We start from the raw sequence: 16,148 nt of genomic DNA, 5'->3' as shown, positions 1-16,148 counted from the left end.
CGTTCGTCCTGAAATGCAGTGCTTAGAAGTTCACGCCGAAGCTGAGCGCCACGAAGTCGCGGTCATCCACGGTGGTGTACTTGCCGTCGAAGAAATTGGTGTAAGCCAGGCTCGCGGTGTAGGTGTTCTGGTACTCGGCATCGACGCCCAGGCTGACCGCTTTGCGACCTTCCTCGAAGTTGCCGCCAGGGCCTGGCGAGTAACCGCTGACGTCGTGGGACCAGGCCACGTTCGGCTTGAGGTTCACACCGGCAAACACGTCGTTGTATTCCCAGATCGCCCGACCACGGTAGCCCCACGACATCGACGTGGTGAAACCGTCGTTTTCGCAATTGCGGCTGCGGTTGTTCTGCGGCGAACCCGGGCCTGCGCCGTTGATGGTGCTGTTGTTGAGGATGTTGGCGCAGGTATCGATACCGCCAGTGGCCGGCAACTCACCCGGACCGTAGACCGGGTCACGGCCATAGCGCTTGTCGGAACGGCTTTCCAGGCCACCGACGTAGGTCGCGCCGACTTCACCAACGAGGGTCAGACGGCTGGCGCCCATGACCTGATCGAAGAAGTGCGTGAACGTCGTTTGCAGTTGGGTGATTTCCTTGCGCTCATAGCCATGCAGATCCTGACCCGGCACGCCGGTCAGCAGCGAAGCGTTGGTCAGCGCGCCGCCCAGTGGACGCACACCGGCAAACAGGATGTCGGTGGAGTTCAGTTGTACCGGCGCGTTCGGACGGTAGCTGATCTCACCGCTCCACGCCGTACCGGTAGGCAGGGTGGTGGAGAAGCTCAGACCGTAGAGACGAATGTCTTCCGGGTATTCGATGAAGTAATTGGAGTTGCCCGCAACCAGCAGCGGTGCGAGCGCGGCAAACGGCCCCGGCAGACCGGCGGCGGTGTTGTAGACCGATTGCGGTGCGCCAGTGGCGCTGAAAATCGGCGCACGGCTGTGGTAGTTCATGAAGTAGGCGCCGAACTCGGTGTCGAGTGGCTCGAACATGTATTTGAGGGACGCGCCCCACTGACCGCTATCGCGCGCGTCACGGTCCGGCCCACGGCGCACCAGCACGCCTTCTTCGTCGACGTTCACACCGTTGGCGGCCAACGGCCCCAAAGCGATCGCCGGAATCTGCGAACGCTTGTTCAGTACGCGCAGATTGCTGTCGCAACCGTCGGCAACGATGTCTGGCTGGGAGAAGAAGGTGCCGCAGTTGTCGACGACGGTCTGATCCCATTCCAGTTGGTAGAACGCTTCGGCCGAGAGGTTATCGGTGAGGCTCTGCGACACGTAGAACATGTTGACCGGAATCAGGCCTTCCTTGATCTCGGCGCCCGGACGACGGAACGCGGAGACGTCGATCGGGTTGATCGAGTTGATGCCGCCGCCGATGAAGGTACTTTCACCCCAGCTCACGACCTGCTTGCCCAGACGCACGGAACCCGGCTGATCGGCAATCGCGTAGTTGTGATAGACGAAGGCGTCGAGGATCTGCCCGCCGGAGGACTTGGCGCCCTCTTTGCGGTTGCTGTCGCTGATGTCCTTGAATTCGCGGCTCTCGTCCTTCAGTTCGAAGTCGTACCAGTATTTGCCACGGACGAACACGCCGGTGTCGCCGTATTTCAATTCAAGGTCATGGATGCCCTTGAAGATCTTCGAGAAGGTCTCGCCGCTCTTGAAGTTGGCGTGACCGTCATCGGAAGTCTGCGACAGGCCGCGGCCGCCGTTGTTGACGCCGATGAGGTTCTTGTTCGGGCTCTGAGTAGACCAACTGGCACCGATCGACAGGGACGAGTCGAACTGGCCTTCGATTTCACCGACGTTGAAACTGACGCCGAATGCAGGCCCGGCGAGCGAGGAGGCAAGACTGACCGCCAGAGGCAGTTTCGCCCGGCGCCAGAACTGGTTTACTGAGGTCATCGACGCTACTCCATGTGCATTATTGTTATGGCAGTGAGTACTTTTAAAAACGCTGTGGAGGACCGGGCGCCAGGGCTGCCCGAAATCGCTCCAGAGTTGCTCGCCCCGTTCAGTGCGTGTGCTCCGTTTTCAAAAAGTCCTTGAGCGGACTATAGCCAGCGGGTGGTAGTGCTTGATCCCTCTAAAGTGTGATTTGCAGCCGCCAACCACTCTGGAACAGTCCTTTCGCCAGTCCGACACACGTCGGCACGGCAAGGATGGCTGATTTTTTCGATTTCACAAGCCAAGCGCTTGCTTGGTGGGTCTGGCGCGCCGGTTTCGGCGCGCCAGCAGGCACTTAAAGTGTCGAAAGGAAGGTGCTGTTGTTGGCCTGCCATTCAGTGATGTCGAGGCGGATGCGCTTCTTGTCGAGCTTGCCGACACTGGTCTTGGGAATTTCGGTAACAAGGGCGATCTGACTGGGAATCGCCCACTTGCTCAGGTGCCCCAGCTCGACGAACGGCTTGAGGTGTTCCTTCAGTTCCCGTGCGCCGATCACCTGCCCTTCGCGGACCACCAGCAAGGCAAACGGGCGCTCGCCCCACTGGGGATCGGCGATGCCCACCACTGCTACTTCGCGTACCGCCGCATGCCGGCTGATGAGGTCTTCGAGGTCGAGTGAGGAGATCCACTCGCCGCCGGTCTTGATCACGTCCTTGATGCGATCACGAATATCGATCACGCCCATACTGTCGAGCGTGGCGACGTCACCGGTGTGCAACCAGCCACCGGCCCAGAGCTCGGCGCCCTTCTGCGGCTCATTGAAATAACCTTCGGTCAGCCATGGCGCGCGCAGCACCAGTTCGCCCTGGGTTTCGCCGTCGGCCGGAAGGAAATTGCCCTCGCCGTCGACAATCGCCGCTTCGACCAGTGGCCCCGGCACGCCGGCCTTGATCCGGTAAGTGGTGCGCTCGTCTTCGCTGCCGGCCATCAATTCGTCGTTGAGGTGCGCGCAGGACACCAGCGGCCCGGTTTCCGACATGCCGTACGCGGCCGTCAGTTGAATGCCTCGGGCCTTGGCGTTTTCATAGAGGCTGCGATTGAGCGCGCTGCCGCCGATGACGATTTTCCAGCCGCCAAAGTCGGCACCCTGCGCGGCCTTGGCGTTGAGCAGCATCTGCAGGATGGTCGGCACGCAATGGGAAAAGGTGACCTTCTCCTTGCGCCACAACTCCACCAGATACTCCGGGTCGTAGCGCCCCGGATAAACCTGCTTGAGCCCGAGCATGGTCGCCACGTACGGCAGACCCCAGGCGTGAACGTGGAACATCGGCGTGATCGGCATGTACACATCGTTGGTACCGAGCAGCCGTACGCTGTCGATCGAACCCATGATCGTCGCCACGCCGATGGTGTGCAGCACCAGTTGCCGGTGGGTGAAATACACGCCTTTCGGGTTGCCGGTGGTACCGGTGGTGTAGAACGTGGTGGCGACCGAGTTTTCGTCGAAGTCCTGGAAATCGTATTGCGCACTCGCGGCGGCCAGCAGTTGTTCGTATTCGCCGACGAGGTTCGGCAGCTCTGCGGTTTTCTCCGGGAGATCGGTCAGCAGCAGGGTTTTCTCCACCGTGGTCAGCTGCGGCGCGATGGCCTGATACAGCCCGACGAACTCGCTGTTGACCAGCACGAAGCGGTCCTCGGCGTGGTTCATGGTGTAGAGGATCTGCTCGGGCGACAGACGCACGTTGATGGTGTGAATCACCGCGCCGATCATCGGAATGGCGAACATGCATTCCAGGTAACGGTGGCTGTCCCAGTCCATCACCGCCACGGTGTCACCGGCCTTCACGCCAGCAGCCGTCAGCACGTTGGCCAGCCGCGCAACCCGCTCGATCAGGGTCGGATAGCTGTAGCGCAACTGGTCGCGGTAGATGATTTCGCGGGTTTTCTCGTAACGGGCGCCGGACATCAGCAGCCGTTTGATCAGCAATGGATACTGGTAGGCCCCATCGGCCGGCGGAATGACCCGAGTCTGCAACATAAGAATCCCTTTTCTGACTGCACGGTGTTGGCGGAGAGATTCGTACTCTAGTGCGCCTGCATGACAGTCAAATCAGCCAAAGGAATGATTTGCAGAGCCGTACAAATGCTAGCTTTGCGCCAGCATTTCGGGCCGAAGTTGAAGAAAACACGACCGGTGGGCGCGAGCCTGCTCGCGAAGGCGTCGGGTCAGTCGACATTTTTGGTGACTGTACTGGCGCTTTCGCGAGCAGGCTCGCTCCCACAGGGATTGATGTGTTCCAGTTCTCAATGCATCTCGGTGAACGCGATTTTCACGCCGAGAGCAATCAGCACGGCACCCATGGTGCGGTCGAACCAATGGCCCATGCGGGCGAAGCCGGCGCGCACGCGTTGCTGGCTGAACAGCATCGCCACCAGACAGAACCAGATCGCCGTCGCCACCGCCAGGTAAACGCCGTAACCGGCCTGCACCGCCAGCGGCGTGTGCGGGTTGATCACCACGGTGAACAGCGAGAGGAAAAACAGCGTGGCTTTCGGGTTCAGGCCGTTGGTGACGAAGCCTGAGGTGAACGCGCCCCGCGCGGGGCGTACGCCGGTTTCCCGGTGCAAGTCATCAGTGTCGGTTTTCGCCGGTTGCGCGCGCAAGGCCTTGAAGCCGATGTACAGCAGGTAAGCCGCCGCCGCCCACTTCAGCGCGTTGAACAGCACGATCGACTGCGACACGATCAGACCGATGCCGAGCAACGAATAGCCGACATGCAGGAAAATCGCCGAGCCCACGCCCAGTGCGGTCCAGGTGCCGGCGCGACGCCCATGGGTCACGCTCTCGCGCACGACCACGGCAAAGTCCGGTCCGGGGCTGGCCACGGCGAGCAGATGGATCAGGGCAACGGTCAAGAACTCGGTCCAGTACATGGGGGCTCCTTTGGGGCAGCTTGGTCAATAAAAAATCTGTAAAGAACACAGTCCTGTGGCGAGGGGATTTATCCCCGTTGGGTTGCGAAGCAGCCCCAAAAACTTCTGTCTGGCCCGCAGGCAATGATTTTGCGACGGCTGCGCAGCCGATCGGGGCGGTGCGACGTTTCGCTAAATCCCCTCGCCACAGGGTTATGTGTCCGCTGCGGGATCAGCGTAACGATTTGTTTCATCTGGTAGGCTCGGCAGAGTACGCCCTCCGCTCACAGCACAAAAGGTACAGTTGATGACGAACACGCGCCGCGCGGTATTCCTTGATCACCCTTCGCTGGATCTCGGCGATCTGGACCTCGGTCCGTTGCGCGAATGCTTCAGCGACTTGCAGCTGTTCGCCCAGACTCTGCCGGAACAGGTCAGCGAACGCCTGCACGGCGCCAGTGTGGCGATCACCAACAAAGTCGTGATCGACGCCGCTGCAATGGCTGCCAACCCGCAACTGAAACTGATCCTGATCAGCGCCACCGGCACCAACAACGTCGACCTCGCTGCCGCCCGCGCTCACGGCATCACCGTGTGCAATTGCCAGGCTTACGGCACGCCGTCGGTGGCGCAACACACGATCATGCTGTTGCTCAACCTCGCCACACGCCTGGCCGACTATCAGCAAGCAGTGGGCGAAGGCCGCTGGCAACAGGCGAAACAGTTCTGTCTGCTCGACTACCCGATCGTCGAACTGCAAGGCAAAACCCTCGGCCTGCTCGGCCATGGCGAACTCGGTGGTGCCGTGGCGCGATTGGCCGAGGCGTTCGGCATGCGCGTGTTGCTCGGGCAGATTCCCGGGCGCCCGGCTCGGCCGGATCGCCTGCCGCTGAAAGAACTGCTGCCGCAGATCGACGCCCTGACCCTGCACTGCCCGCTCAATGAGCACACCCGGAACTTCATCGGCGCCGGCGAGCTGGCCGCGATGAAGCCCGGCGCATTCGTGGTCAATACCGCTCGTGGCGGCTTGATCGACGAGCAAGCGCTGGCCGACGCTTTGCGTAGCGGCCACCTCGGCGGTGCGGCGACCGATGTGTTGAGTGTCGAGCCACCGACCCAGGGCAATCCGCTGCTCGCCGCCGATATCCCGCGCCTGATCGTCACCCCGCATAACGCTTGGGGCAGTCGCGAGGCGCGCCAGCGTATCGTCGGGCAACTGAGCGAAAACGCCCATGCGTTCTTCAGCGGTGAGGCGCTGCGGGTCGTCAGTTGATAAACTGCGGCACTTTTTTTCAAGGAGCAGTTATGGATCCGCGCAGTGAAGTACTGCTTCGTCAGGCCGAGTTATTCCAGGGTTCGCTGCTGTTGGCCGGCCTGCCCGCCGATGATTTGCTCGGGCGCTTGCCCAACGCGTTCGGCTGGTGCTGGCACGCTGGCGATCAAGCCGCGCTGGATGCACGTTTCGAGGGCCGCAGCCAGTTCGGCGTAAACGTGCCCGAGCGTGAGTTCGACAGCGCTGTGGTGTTCCTGCCCAAATCCAAGGACCTCACCGATTACATTCTTAACGCCGTGGCGTCGCGTCTGGCCGGGCGTGAGGTGTTTCTGGTCGGGGAAAAACGCAGCGGCATCGAAGGCGCGTCCAAACAGCTCAACCCGTTCGGCAAGCCACGCAAACTCGACAGCGCTCGCCACTGCCAGCTCTGGCAAGTCACCGTGGCCAATGCGCCTGAAGCGAAACCGCTGGAAAGCCTGGCGCAGACTTACGAACTGCCGCTGGCCGAAGGGCCGTTGAAAGTCATCAGCCTGCCGGGCGTGTTCAGCCATGGGCGCCTGGATCGCGGCAGCGCCCTGCTGCTGGAGCATCTGGACAAACTGCCGAGCGGCCATCTGCTCGATTTCGGTTGCGGCGCCGGCGTGCTCGGGGCTGCGGTGAAACGTCGCTATCCGCACAATCAGGTGACGTTGCTGGATGTTGACGCATTCGCCGCCGCCAGCAGCCGTCTGACCCTGGCTGCCAATGGCCTGGAAGCCGAAGTGCTGACCGGCGACGGCATCGACGCCGCGCCGATGGGTTTGAGCGCGATTCTGAGCAATCCGCCATTCCATGTCGGCGTGCACACCGATTATTTCGCTACGGAGAACCTGCTGCGAAAAGCGGCGAAACATCTGAAAAACGGTGGCGAACTGCGCCTTGTGGCGAACAGCTTCCTCAAGTATCAGCCGTTGATCGAGGAGCACCTGGGCGTGTGTGCGATCAAGGCTGAAGGCAATGGTTTCCGGATCTACCGGGCCAAGCGCGGCTGAAAATTTGTTCTTGCCCAATCGTATTTGCCTAGGCAGAATCCGCTCCGTCCTAGGGGAGTAGTCTCCCACGAGCGCCAAGCTCGTCCGGCATACGTCAACATACTTGATCCTCAGATCATGGCGTATGCGACCCAAGCGTCCGCACCAGACGGATCGCAGGGTTTGACAAGACCTATGACACGCACACCTTACCCGGGGCGGGAAGGCTGTACGTGTCATAGCCGTGTCGACCCGCCCCTTAGGAAATCCCTGATGCTGGACTCGTTACTCGTTCCCACCGCAATCGTTGCCTTGGCCGAAATCGGCGACAAGACGCAACTGCTCGCGCTGATTCTCGCCGCTCGCTTCCGCAAACCCTGGCCGATCATCGCCGGGATTGTCGCCGCGACCCTGGCCAACCACGCAGCAGCCGGTGCGGTAGGTGCCTGGGTCGGCAGTTTCTTCTCCGACGCCGTCCTGCACTGGATCCTCGCCGCCAGCTTCGCCGCCACGGCGCTGTGGACGCTGGTCCCGGACAAAATGGATGACGACGAAGCCAGCACGGCGCGCAAGTTCGGCCCGTTCCTGACCACGCTGATCGCGTTCTTCCTCGCGGAAATCGGCGACAAGACGCAGATCGCCACGGTGATGCTCGCCGCGCAATATCCGGAACTGTGGCTGGTGATTATCGGCACCACCGTGGGCATGCTGATTGCCAACGTGCCGGTGGTCCTGGCGGGTAACTTTGCTGCAGAGAAACTGCCGCTGACCCTGATCCGCCGCCTCGCGGCTTCGGCGTTCATGATTCTGGCGATTGTTGCGGTTTATAAAGCGATGCAGAGCAGCGGCTGGGTTTAACCCCGAGAGAAGGATCGTTCCCACGCTCCGCGTGGGAATGCAGCCGGGGACGCTCTGCGTCCCGCTTGGAACGCGGAGCGTCCCTTGCGGCATTCCCACGCAGAGCGTGGGAACGATCATGACCCCGTCAATCTCAGGACTTCGGGGCTTTTTCGTACAACGGCATCACTTTCGGAATGGCTGCCTGCAACGCAGCAATGCGGCTGCTCGAGGCCGGGTGAGTGCTCATGAATTCCGGTGGCGCGCCTTCGGAAGCCTTGCTCATCTTGTCCCACAGGGTGATTGCCGCGTTCGGGTTGTAGCCGGCGCGGGCGGCCAGTTCCAGGCCGATCAGGTCGGCTTCGTTTTCGTTGGCGCGGCTGTTGGGCAAGGTCATGCCGTAGTTGGCCACGGTGTCGGCCAGCGCCAGGCTGTCCTGGCCCAGACCGAACAAGGCACCGGCGCCCTGCTTGGCCATTTCCATGCCATAGGCTTTGGACATCGCCTCACGGCCGTGCTCGCGCAGGGCGTGGGCGATTTCATGGCCCATGACCGCAGCGATTTCATCGTCGGTGAGTTTCAGACTGTCGATCAGCCCGGTGTAGAAAATGATCTTGCCGCCGGGACCGCAGTTGGCGTTGAGCTCATCGCTCTTGATCAGATTGACTTCCCATTGCCACTGCGCCGCGTCCGGGCGGAAGGTCGGCGCCTGGGCGATCAAGCGGTTGGCGATGGTCTGCACGCGTTTGGCTTCCGGGCTGGTCTTGTCCAGCACACCTTTGCTCGACGCCTCGCCGACGGTCTTCTGATAAGACTGCGCGTACATCTGGTCGACCTCTTGCGAGGACAGCATGCTGAACATGTACTGCTTGCGCTCCACGCCCACGGCGCCGCCGCTGGTGGTGTTGACCGACTGACAACCGGCCAGCAACAGCGCTGCGCTCAAAGCACTTACCACTAATGTCTTGTTCATTCAAAAGCTCCCTGAAAACCTGAGGCGTATCCTAGGCGGCTAATTGTATCGGCGCCAGATACAACGGACGCATTGCGCGTACATCCACCTAAGGCCGCAAGTCTGGCTGGAAATTCCTCAACGCGCATTGAATCCGCCGTGCACCGATCCATCAGCGACATCGCGCGGCGATTCCGACCAACGTCTCTCATGGCCCTGCACACCCCGCCGATAAATCCCTCGCAGATTGTCCTCTTGCGTGCGGAGCTCCCATGAAGTTCAAGTCGATCCAGTTTTCCGTCGCCGCTCTGGCCGGCGCCATCGTTCTCAGCGTGGTCGCGGCGCTGGTGCTGTACGCGCTGTTCTCCGGCGCTCGCACTCAAGAAATGGTGCAACAGCGCACCCAGGCGCAGTTCGAGCAAGTCATCGAACAGCGCCTGACCTCGCTGGCGCAGACCCAGGTCAGCCAGATCCAGCGCGAACTCGAAGCGCCGCTGCTGATTGCCGGCGGTCTGGTACGGGTCAACGCCCTGCTCGGCACAATCGGCACCGATGGCCAGCCGCGCCTGAGCGTCAGCCGCGAACAACTGATCAGCCTGATCAAGGAAAACGTCGAAAAGAACCCGAAGATTCTCGGCACCTACATCGGCTGGGAAAAAAACGCACTGGACCACAATGACGCGGCCTACATCGGCAGCGCCGTGGTCGGTATCGATCCGGCCACCGGGCGCTTTTTGCCGTGGTGGTTCCGCAATACCGACGGCAGCCTGGGCGTGGACAAACTGGCCGATGTCGACGACCAGAAAACCTTGTCCACCGGCATACGCGCCAGCGAGTATTACCTGTGCTCGAAAGAGACAAAGAAACCCTGCGTGATCGACCCGGCACCGTACAAGGTCGGTGACAAGATCGTCATGCTCGCCTCGTTCATCGAACCGATCATGGTCAACGGCGCGTTCCAGGGCATCGTCGGCGCCGACCTCTCGGTGAACTTCATTCAGGACATGCTGCTCGCCGCCAACCAGAAGCTTTACAGCGGCGCCGGTGAAATGGCCCTGGTCGGCGGCAACGGGCGGATCGTTGCCTACACCAAGGACTCGAGCAAATTCGGTGAAAAAGTCAGCGACATCCTCGACGCCGAACAGGCCAGCAATCTCGCCAACCTCAAGCGCGACGAGGTCACCTATTCGGTGAATCAGGCCAAGGGCCGTATCGAGCTGTACCTGCCGTTCGGCATCGGCCAGACCGACGCACGCTGGACACTGATGCTGCAATTGCCGCTCAACGCAGTCATGGCCGATCTGCAAAACCTCCAGGCCGACCTTGATGCCCAGCGCAAATCCGACACCTTCGGCATGGCCATGGTCGGCCTGATCATCGCCGGCATCGGCCTGCTGGTGATCTGGTTGGTGGGTCACGGCATTGCGCGGCCACTCAAGCAAATGGTCGCCATGCTCGATGACATCGCTCAGGGCGAAGGCGATCTGACCCGGCGCTTGAGCAGCGACCGCAGCGATGAACTGGGCTCGATTGCCAAAGGCTTCAACACCTTCCTCGCCAAGTTGCAGGCGATGATTACGCAAGTGGTGACCTCGGTGCAGAGCGTCAGCGATTCTTCGGAACACACCGCCGACATCGCCATTCGCACCAACATCGGCGTGCAGAAACAAATGGCCGAAATCGATCAGGTGGCGACTGCGGTGCAGGAAATGACCGCCACCGCCCAGGACGTGGCGCGCAACGCCACCCAGGCCGCACAAGCGGCAAGCCACGCCGACCAGGCCGCCAGCCAGGGCATGCAGATCGTCCGCGACACCTCGAATTCGATTGGCGTACTGGCGGTGGAAATCGGCAAGGCTGTCGAGGTGGTGCAGACGCTGGCCAAGGACAGCGAAAACATCAACGCTATCCTCACCGCCATTCGCGGCATCGCCGAACAGACCAACCTGCTGGCACTGAACGCGGCAATCGAAGCCGCGCGCGCCGGCGAGCAGGGTCGCGGTTTCGCCGTGGTTGCGGATGAAGTGCGCAATCTGGCGCAGAAAACCCAGAAGGCCACCGAAGAAATCCAGAGCATGATCCAGCAGTTGCAACAGGGCACGCGCGATGTCGTGCGCGTGATGGAAGACAGCCAGAACCGCACCGACGAAAGCGTGCAGCACGCGGCGAAAGCGGCCGAAGCGCTGGAGACGATCACCCAGGCGGTGTCGGTGATCAACGACATGAACACGCAGATCGCCAGTGCGGCAGAAGAGCAAAGCGCAGTGGCCGACGACATCAACCGCAATGTGATCAACATCGGTCAGGTGGCGAATGAAGTGGCCGGCGGTGCGGATGAATCGAGCTCGGCGAGCGCCGGGTTGACCAAACTGGCGGAACAGCAGCGGCGGTTGATCAATCAGTTCAAGGTTTGATCTTTAGATCCTCATCGCGAGCAGGCTCGCTCTCACAGTTGGATTGCATTCCCCTGTGGGAGCGAGCCTGCTCGCGAATATGCCGGCACAGATCACTCATCAAGCCGGGGTCAGGCACTCCGGCCCGTTCAACTTCGGATCATTCACCAGATTCGCCAAAACCCGCTCACGCAGCGCTGCCGGCTCACTGGCGAGCAAACCCTGCAACACATGCAGCGGCGTTTCGGGATCAAGCCAGGCAGCCTGCCCCGCTTCATCAAGAATCAACGGCCGGCGCTGACTCGCCGCCGACTGAGTAATCACCGCAGTACTCAGCCAGACCTGTTCCTGCACCGGATACGCTTCCCAGATCGCCGCGAAAAACAAAGACGAGCCCTCCCCCGGCGTCAACCAGTAAGGCCGTTTGCGCTGGGTGCCGCGCCATTCGTAGAAGCCGTTGGCCGGCAGCAGGCAGCGACGCAAGCGCAAGGCCTCACGAAACATTGGCTGTTCTGCGACAGTTTCAGCGCGGGCGTGTGCAGGGGTTTTCGACAGATCGGTCAGCCACGGCGGCGTCAGCCCCCAGCGTGCACGGGCCAGCGTGCGCTGGCCATCTTCTTCGGCACGCAGCATCAACACCGAATCATTCGGGGAAATGTTCCACTGCGCCTGCTGATCGGCGGGAAAACCTGGCAGGGCCGCGAAGTCGCGGTTCCAGCGAAACAGGGCATAACGTCCACACATGGGGCAACATAACTCTGAATAAAACCAGCGCCAGCCTAACAGACCAGCGTGCCGGGAAAGCTTTCCGGTTCGTCGCCGGGCAACGGCAGCGCGGCATTGTACGCGGTGATCAGCTCGCGGGCGTATTCGGCCTGATCGTTATCAACCGACAGCCAGAGCAGGCCGAAGATCGGCAATTCACCCGCACCGCCCACCAGATCACGGCCGATCAGATGCGCCTCGATCCCCTCACTGGCAAGCATGCCCTTGAGCATTTCGCCCTCCATCAGGTTCGCCGGTTCGTAGATGCGCTGCATACGCGGCCCTCACTCGTTTTCGCTGAAGACTTCCAGATGCCACTCTTCTTCATGTACCTGCAGGACAAAGGTGATCGGACGACAGCACACCTGGCAGTCTTCGATATACGTCTGATCCCCACCGGATAAATCCAGAGTGGTCTCGACTTCCTCACCGCAATACGGACATTCATACAGTGCATTTTCCAGCATCGCGGTCTCCCCAGTGACTTGTGCGTATAATCGCCGGTCTATTTGCAGGGCTATTTTTGTCTGGCTACTTTTCAGACCGTGCCCCGCGGGTTTTCGATCAAACCCTTTACTTACCCTAGCCGTTTCCAACAAGAGAGCATGATGGGCGAATTCGATGCCATCCGACCTTACGACGACAGCGAAGTACCTGCGGTACTGGCAAGGCTGCTCGGCGACAAGGCGTTTCTAGATATCCTCACCCACTTCCGCTTCCCGCGTTTTGCCGGTGCCTTCGGCTGGATGCTCAAACCTCTTATAGCCCATCGGCTGCGTCGTGAGTTTGCCGACGTGAATTCCGTGGCTACCTTACAGGACAAAGTCGAGTTCTACGTCGACCACACCATCGAGCGCGCCACCGACGGCGTGACGTATACCGGTGTCGAGCAATTCAAGTCCGGCAGCGCCTACCTGTTCATCGCCAACCACCGCGATATCGTCATGGACCCGGCCTTCGTCAACTACGCCGTGTACCACGCCGGCCTGCCGACGCCGCGCATCGCGATTGGCGACAACCTGCTGCAAAAGCCGTTTGTCAGTGACCTGATGCGCTTGAACAAGAGCTTTATCGTCCACCGTTCGATCACCGGCCGTCGCGAGAAAATGGCTGCGTATCAATTGCTGTCGGCGTACATCAATCACTCGATCCGCAACGATTGCGCGTCGATCTGGATTGCTCAGGCTGAAGGTCGGGCGAAGGACGGCGACGACCGCACCGAGTCGGCGATCCTCAAGATGTTCCACATGAGCCGCAAGGACGAGCCGTTCGGCGAAGTGATCCGCTCGCTCAACGTGACGCCGGTGTCGATCAGCTATGAGTACGACCCGTGCGATCAGGCCAAGGCCCGCGAGCTGTACATCCGCGCCACCACCGGCACCTACGCCAAGGCGCCGGGCGAGGATGACGTGAGCATCGCCAAGGGCATCACCGGCTACAAGGGCCGGGTACACGTGAACTTTGCCGCGCCGATCACCGAGGTGTTCGAAGACACCAAGCAATTGGCGATCGAAATGGACAAGCAGATTCTCGGCGGCTACCGGTTGTTCCCGGTGCATTACCTGGCGTACGCGCAGTGGGCGGATGCCGATCCGCAACTGAATGTGCCGACGGCGGCCGAGGTGTTCCCGGCTGACGAACTGGCCAAGGCGCAGGATGAATGGCAAAGCCGTCTGGACGCCTGCCCCGCTGAGCATCGGCCGTACCTGGTGCTGCAATATGCGACGCCGGTGCGCAATCAATACCGGGTCAAGGCTGGATTGCCGCTGTAGGCAACAGCTGTGGCGAGGGGATTTATCCCCTCGCCACAGGTTTGCTATTGCTTCAGAAGCGGGTGCTGATCCAGGAGACGATCAAAGCAAGCCCCAGGCAAGCAAAACCAAAACGATAGAAAAATCGGTTCATGCGCAGCGTCGCCCAATCGAGCATCGGCTCGGCATTCGGCTGCGCCTGGCGCTGGGCGGCGAGGCTGGCCTGGGCGCGTTGCTCACGGCGGCGGGTCGCGTGCAGCAGCCAGCTGCCCGGAAAGGCCAGGAGCAAGGCCAGCAGGTTGATCAACTTGGCGGGATGGGCGGTAAACAGCGTCATCAAGTGCAGCGACATCACAGACCTCGAACTTAACCGGTGTGGCAGACGCCAGACCGACGACCGCGGCGCGGATTCTACCCAAACCCTGACGCCCTGCCCCAGCCTTTGCGACAAATAACCTGACAATCGACCGATGGCTGTCCTGTGTCATGGCATCGTCACGTGGATGCTTCACCCTGCGCGCCTCGAAACCCGAATGGAATGCGACATGCTGCACGCGGAAAACCAGGATCGCCTGTACCTCATCACTCCTTACGACGACCAGCAAAGCCTGGTCGGCAGCCTCGCCTTCAACGTGCAGGACCGGCACTGGCTGGTGTATTGCGCGCTGGGCGGGCATCAGCATGCGGACTTGCCCGAAACCGATTTGCTGACCGGCGTGAGCGTGCTCGATTTTTATTCTCAGGCTGCTTGAAGCACCGCAAATCCCCCTGTGGGAGCGAGCCTGCTCGCGAATGCATTGGGTCAGTCAACATTGCTTCGACTGAGCCAGCGCTTTCGCGAGCAGGCTCGCTCCCACAGGTTTATGCGGTATTCAAAACATGCGGCCACAAAAAAGCCCGGAACCATCACTGGCCCCGGGCTTTTTCACATTCGCTGCAAACTTACTCGGCGAGCACCTGACCCACGGTCGGGTCCTTGAACAGACGCGTCAGCGCATCACTCAATACATCGCTGACCAGTTTGGTATTGGTCTCCTGATTCGGCGCCATGCCGAAGCGCTGGTCCAGCGACGCACCGTAACGGCCGCTGTAACGGCGGTTGGCGTTCTGCACGTCGGAGCGGAAGGTCGCGCCGATGGTGGCTTCGGTCACGTACATGCCTTCTTTCGGCGACTGGTATTTCAGCTCGGCCAGGGTCACGGTCAGCTGTGGCGCGTTGGGTGCGTTGGTGGTCGGGGTGAAGCCGAGCAGGCGTACGGCGGCTTCGGCCTGGGCCTGCAGCTTGGGCAGGATCTGCTCGCGCTGTACGGTGATGGCGCTGGTTTCCGGGTACAGACCGCCACGGGTGCCGAGGGTTGGCGACGGACGACCGTCGACCACACGCACGATGACAGGCTGGCCGCGACCGACCGCTGGCAGTTGCGTGGTCAGCTTCGGCTCCGGATTCAGTTGTTGCGGGCTGTGGGCGCAGCCGGCGAGGGTCAAACCGGCGACAGTGATCAAACCGAACAACAGGCGTTGCAACATGCTCTTCTCTCCAGAATCAGGCACAAACAGGCCGGCAGTATAGCGGTGGGCCACTGCGCGTAACCAGCGCCGCACAGTGAATACTGAAATGTCTGACAAACCCCGCCGAAAGCGGTTCCTGTCACACATTCTTCACCGTCCATACACCGCGACGTCACGGCCCACCGGCAAGCTTCACAGCAGTCCTCCTTCAAGGAACTCTGCCATGCGTTATCTGATCTCGCTGTTCGCCCCTCGCCCACTGCATCGCAGCTTCGCCCTGCTCGACCGCAACGGCCGTTGCCAGGCTTTCAAGCAGTGCAGCCTGCAACCGATGGGCGATGGCTGGGTGGAAATCGAAGAAATCCGCCTGACCTGGTTGAACCAGCCGCTGCCCGCCAGCGCCCGAGTCGTACCGCGACAAATGCGCGCACGGGGTCAGGTGCAGTTGAGCATCTGACCGGATGCCTAATAAAAGTCATTAAACACGAGCAACTGCGCGCATTTCTTCGCTACAATCTCCCCCCGATTATAAGGACGTCTCCTGATCGGGCCCCGCAACAGCGTCAATGCGCATGCATCGACATCAAAATCGCCCACAGAGAGCCGCCCACACAGATCGAGTGAAGTTGGCGCGCTTGCCTGTTCTTCCGGCAAAAACCCGCTTTTCGCGAATCTGCAGAGCTGTCATTCGCTCGGCCACCGCGTTGTTTTGCCCTAGCGGGCAGGTGCCAGGCCAAGGCAGCCCTTTTTTGAGGTTCACGTCTTCAAAAGAGCGTGAAAAAAACGGGTTTTCACAACTTCACAAGAGTGTGGCGAGCAAATGAATAGTTTTGCGTCTGAACATGCACCAT

Annotated in this window: 16 protein-coding genes and 1 riboswitch; of the genes, 7 read left to right on the top strand and 9 right to left on the bottom strand. The window is 60.9% G+C overall.

Annotated features, from left to right (window positions below; all coding sequences use genetic code 11):
• Positions 1–22: 22 nt before the first annotated feature.
• The 3 genes from J5M66_RS19255 to J5M66_RS19245 all read right to left on the bottom strand — a co-directional run bounded on the left by J5M66_RS19255 (position 23) and on the right by J5M66_RS19245 (position 4,828).
• Positions 23–1,912: a DUF1302 domain-containing protein gene (locus J5M66_RS19255; protein ID WP_207809703.1), complete on the bottom strand. Its 1,890-nt coding sequence runs from the start codon at positions 1,910–1,912 to the stop codon at positions 23–25.
• Positions 1,913–2,249: 337 nt separating this feature from the next.
• Positions 2,250–3,932 (bottom strand): fatty acid--CoA ligase, encoded by a 1,683-nt coding sequence (locus J5M66_RS19250; RefSeq protein WP_073473480.1) that lies wholly within the window; start codon positions 3,930–3,932, stop codon positions 2,250–2,252.
• A gap of 266 nt (positions 3,933–4,198) precedes the next feature.
• Positions 4,199–4,828, bottom strand: a complete 630-nt coding sequence (locus J5M66_RS19245) for a LysE family transporter (protein ID WP_207809700.1) — start codon at positions 4,826–4,828, stop codon at positions 4,199–4,201.
• 286 nt (positions 4,829–5,114) lie between these two features.
• On the opposite strand from J5M66_RS19245, the gene J5M66_RS19240 reads away from it, so the two are divergent.
• The 3 genes from J5M66_RS19240 (at position 5,115) to J5M66_RS19230 (ending at position 7,948) form a co-directional block, all read left to right on the top strand.
• Positions 5,115–6,080 carry a 2-hydroxyacid dehydrogenase gene (locus J5M66_RS19240; protein WP_207809698.1) on the top strand — a complete coding sequence of 322 codons (966 nt, stop codon included), beginning with the start codon at positions 5,115–5,117 and terminating at the stop codon, positions 6,078–6,080.
• Between the two features lie 32 nt (positions 6,081–6,112).
• Positions 6,113–7,111: a class I SAM-dependent methyltransferase gene (locus J5M66_RS19235; protein ID WP_016773244.1), complete on the top strand. Its 999-nt coding sequence runs from the start codon at positions 6,113–6,115 to the stop codon at positions 7,109–7,111.
• A 40-nt stretch (positions 7,112–7,151) separates the two neighbouring features.
• Positions 7,152–7,274, top strand: a riboswitch (yybP-ykoY riboswitch).
• 89 nt (positions 7,275–7,363) lie between these two features.
• Positions 7,364–7,948, top strand: a complete 585-nt coding sequence (locus J5M66_RS19230) for a TMEM165/GDT1 family protein (protein WP_041479980.1) — start codon at positions 7,364–7,366, stop codon at positions 7,946–7,948.
• A gap of 133 nt (positions 7,949–8,081) precedes the next feature.
• Here J5M66_RS19230 and J5M66_RS19225 read toward each other — a convergent pair whose 3' ends face one another.
• On the bottom strand, positions 8,082–8,900 hold the full coding sequence (locus J5M66_RS19225; RefSeq protein ID WP_016773242.1) for a M48 family metallopeptidase: 819 nt from the start codon (positions 8,898–8,900) through the stop codon (positions 8,082–8,084).
• 251 nt (positions 8,901–9,151) lie between these two features.
• Between J5M66_RS19225 and J5M66_RS19220 the strand changes: the two genes are divergently transcribed.
• On the top strand, positions 9,152–11,293 hold the full coding sequence (locus tag J5M66_RS19220; RefSeq protein WP_207809696.1) for a methyl-accepting chemotaxis protein: 2,142 nt from the start codon (positions 9,152–9,154) through the stop codon (positions 11,291–11,293).
• A gap of 99 nt (positions 11,294–11,392) precedes the next feature.
• On the opposite strand, the gene J5M66_RS19215 is transcribed toward J5M66_RS19220, so the two are convergent.
• From J5M66_RS19215 to J5M66_RS19205, 3 genes are read right to left on the bottom strand one after another with little or no spacing between them, the layout of a single operon-like run.
• Positions 11,393–12,016, bottom strand: a complete 624-nt coding sequence (locus J5M66_RS19215) for an SOS response-associated peptidase (RefSeq protein WP_016773240.1) — start codon at positions 12,014–12,016, stop codon at positions 11,393–11,395.
• Positions 12,017–12,051: 35 nt separating this feature from the next.
• Positions 12,052–12,312, bottom strand: a complete 261-nt coding sequence (locus tag J5M66_RS19210; RefSeq protein ID WP_024014272.1) for a DUF2007 domain-containing protein — start codon at positions 12,310–12,312, stop codon at positions 12,052–12,054.
• Positions 12,313–12,321: 9 nt separating this feature from the next.
• Complete coding sequence (locus J5M66_RS19205; RefSeq protein ID WP_024014273.1) at positions 12,322–12,504, bottom strand: CPXCG motif-containing cysteine-rich protein; 183 nt, start codon at positions 12,502–12,504, stop codon at positions 12,322–12,324.
• A gap of 138 nt (positions 12,505–12,642) precedes the next feature.
• Between J5M66_RS19205 and J5M66_RS19200 the strand changes: the two genes are divergently transcribed.
• Positions 12,643–13,809, top strand: coding sequence for a 1-acyl-sn-glycerol-3-phosphate acyltransferase (locus J5M66_RS19200; protein WP_041479984.1), 1,167 nt, complete (start codon positions 12,643–12,645; stop codon positions 13,807–13,809).
• Between the two features lie 52 nt (positions 13,810–13,861).
• On the opposite strand, the gene J5M66_RS19195 is transcribed toward J5M66_RS19200, so the two are convergent.
• Complete coding sequence (locus J5M66_RS19195) at positions 13,862–14,140, bottom strand: hypothetical protein (protein ID WP_016770663.1); 279 nt, start codon at positions 14,138–14,140, stop codon at positions 13,862–13,864.
• A 193-nt stretch (positions 14,141–14,333) separates the two neighbouring features.
• Between J5M66_RS19195 and J5M66_RS19190 the strand changes: the two genes are divergently transcribed.
• Positions 14,334–14,540, top strand: a complete 207-nt coding sequence (locus tag J5M66_RS19190) for a hypothetical protein (RefSeq protein ID WP_016770662.1) — start codon at positions 14,334–14,336, stop codon at positions 14,538–14,540.
• Between the two features lie 190 nt (positions 14,541–14,730).
• On the opposite strand, the gene J5M66_RS19185 is transcribed toward J5M66_RS19190, so the two are convergent.
• Positions 14,731–15,315: a YajG family lipoprotein gene (locus tag J5M66_RS19185; RefSeq protein ID WP_024014276.1), complete on the bottom strand. Its 585-nt coding sequence runs from the start codon at positions 15,313–15,315 to the stop codon at positions 14,731–14,733.
• Between the two features lie 205 nt (positions 15,316–15,520).
• On the opposite strand from J5M66_RS19185, the gene J5M66_RS19180 reads away from it, so the two are divergent.
• Positions 15,521–15,754: a hypothetical protein gene (locus J5M66_RS19180; protein WP_016773235.1), complete on the top strand. Its 234-nt coding sequence runs from the start codon at positions 15,521–15,523 to the stop codon at positions 15,752–15,754.
• Positions 15,755–16,148: the final 394 nt, after the last annotated feature.

Origin of the sequence: Pseudomonas sp. 67(2021), from assembly GCF_017491835.1 — a bacterium.
GTDB classification, from domain to species: Bacteria; Pseudomonadota; Gammaproteobacteria; order Pseudomonadales; family Pseudomonadaceae; genus Aquipseudomonas; species Aquipseudomonas atacamensis.
The sequence above is the reverse complement of the archived record's forward strand: the minus strand, read 5'-3'. Positions and strand labels throughout refer to the sequence as shown.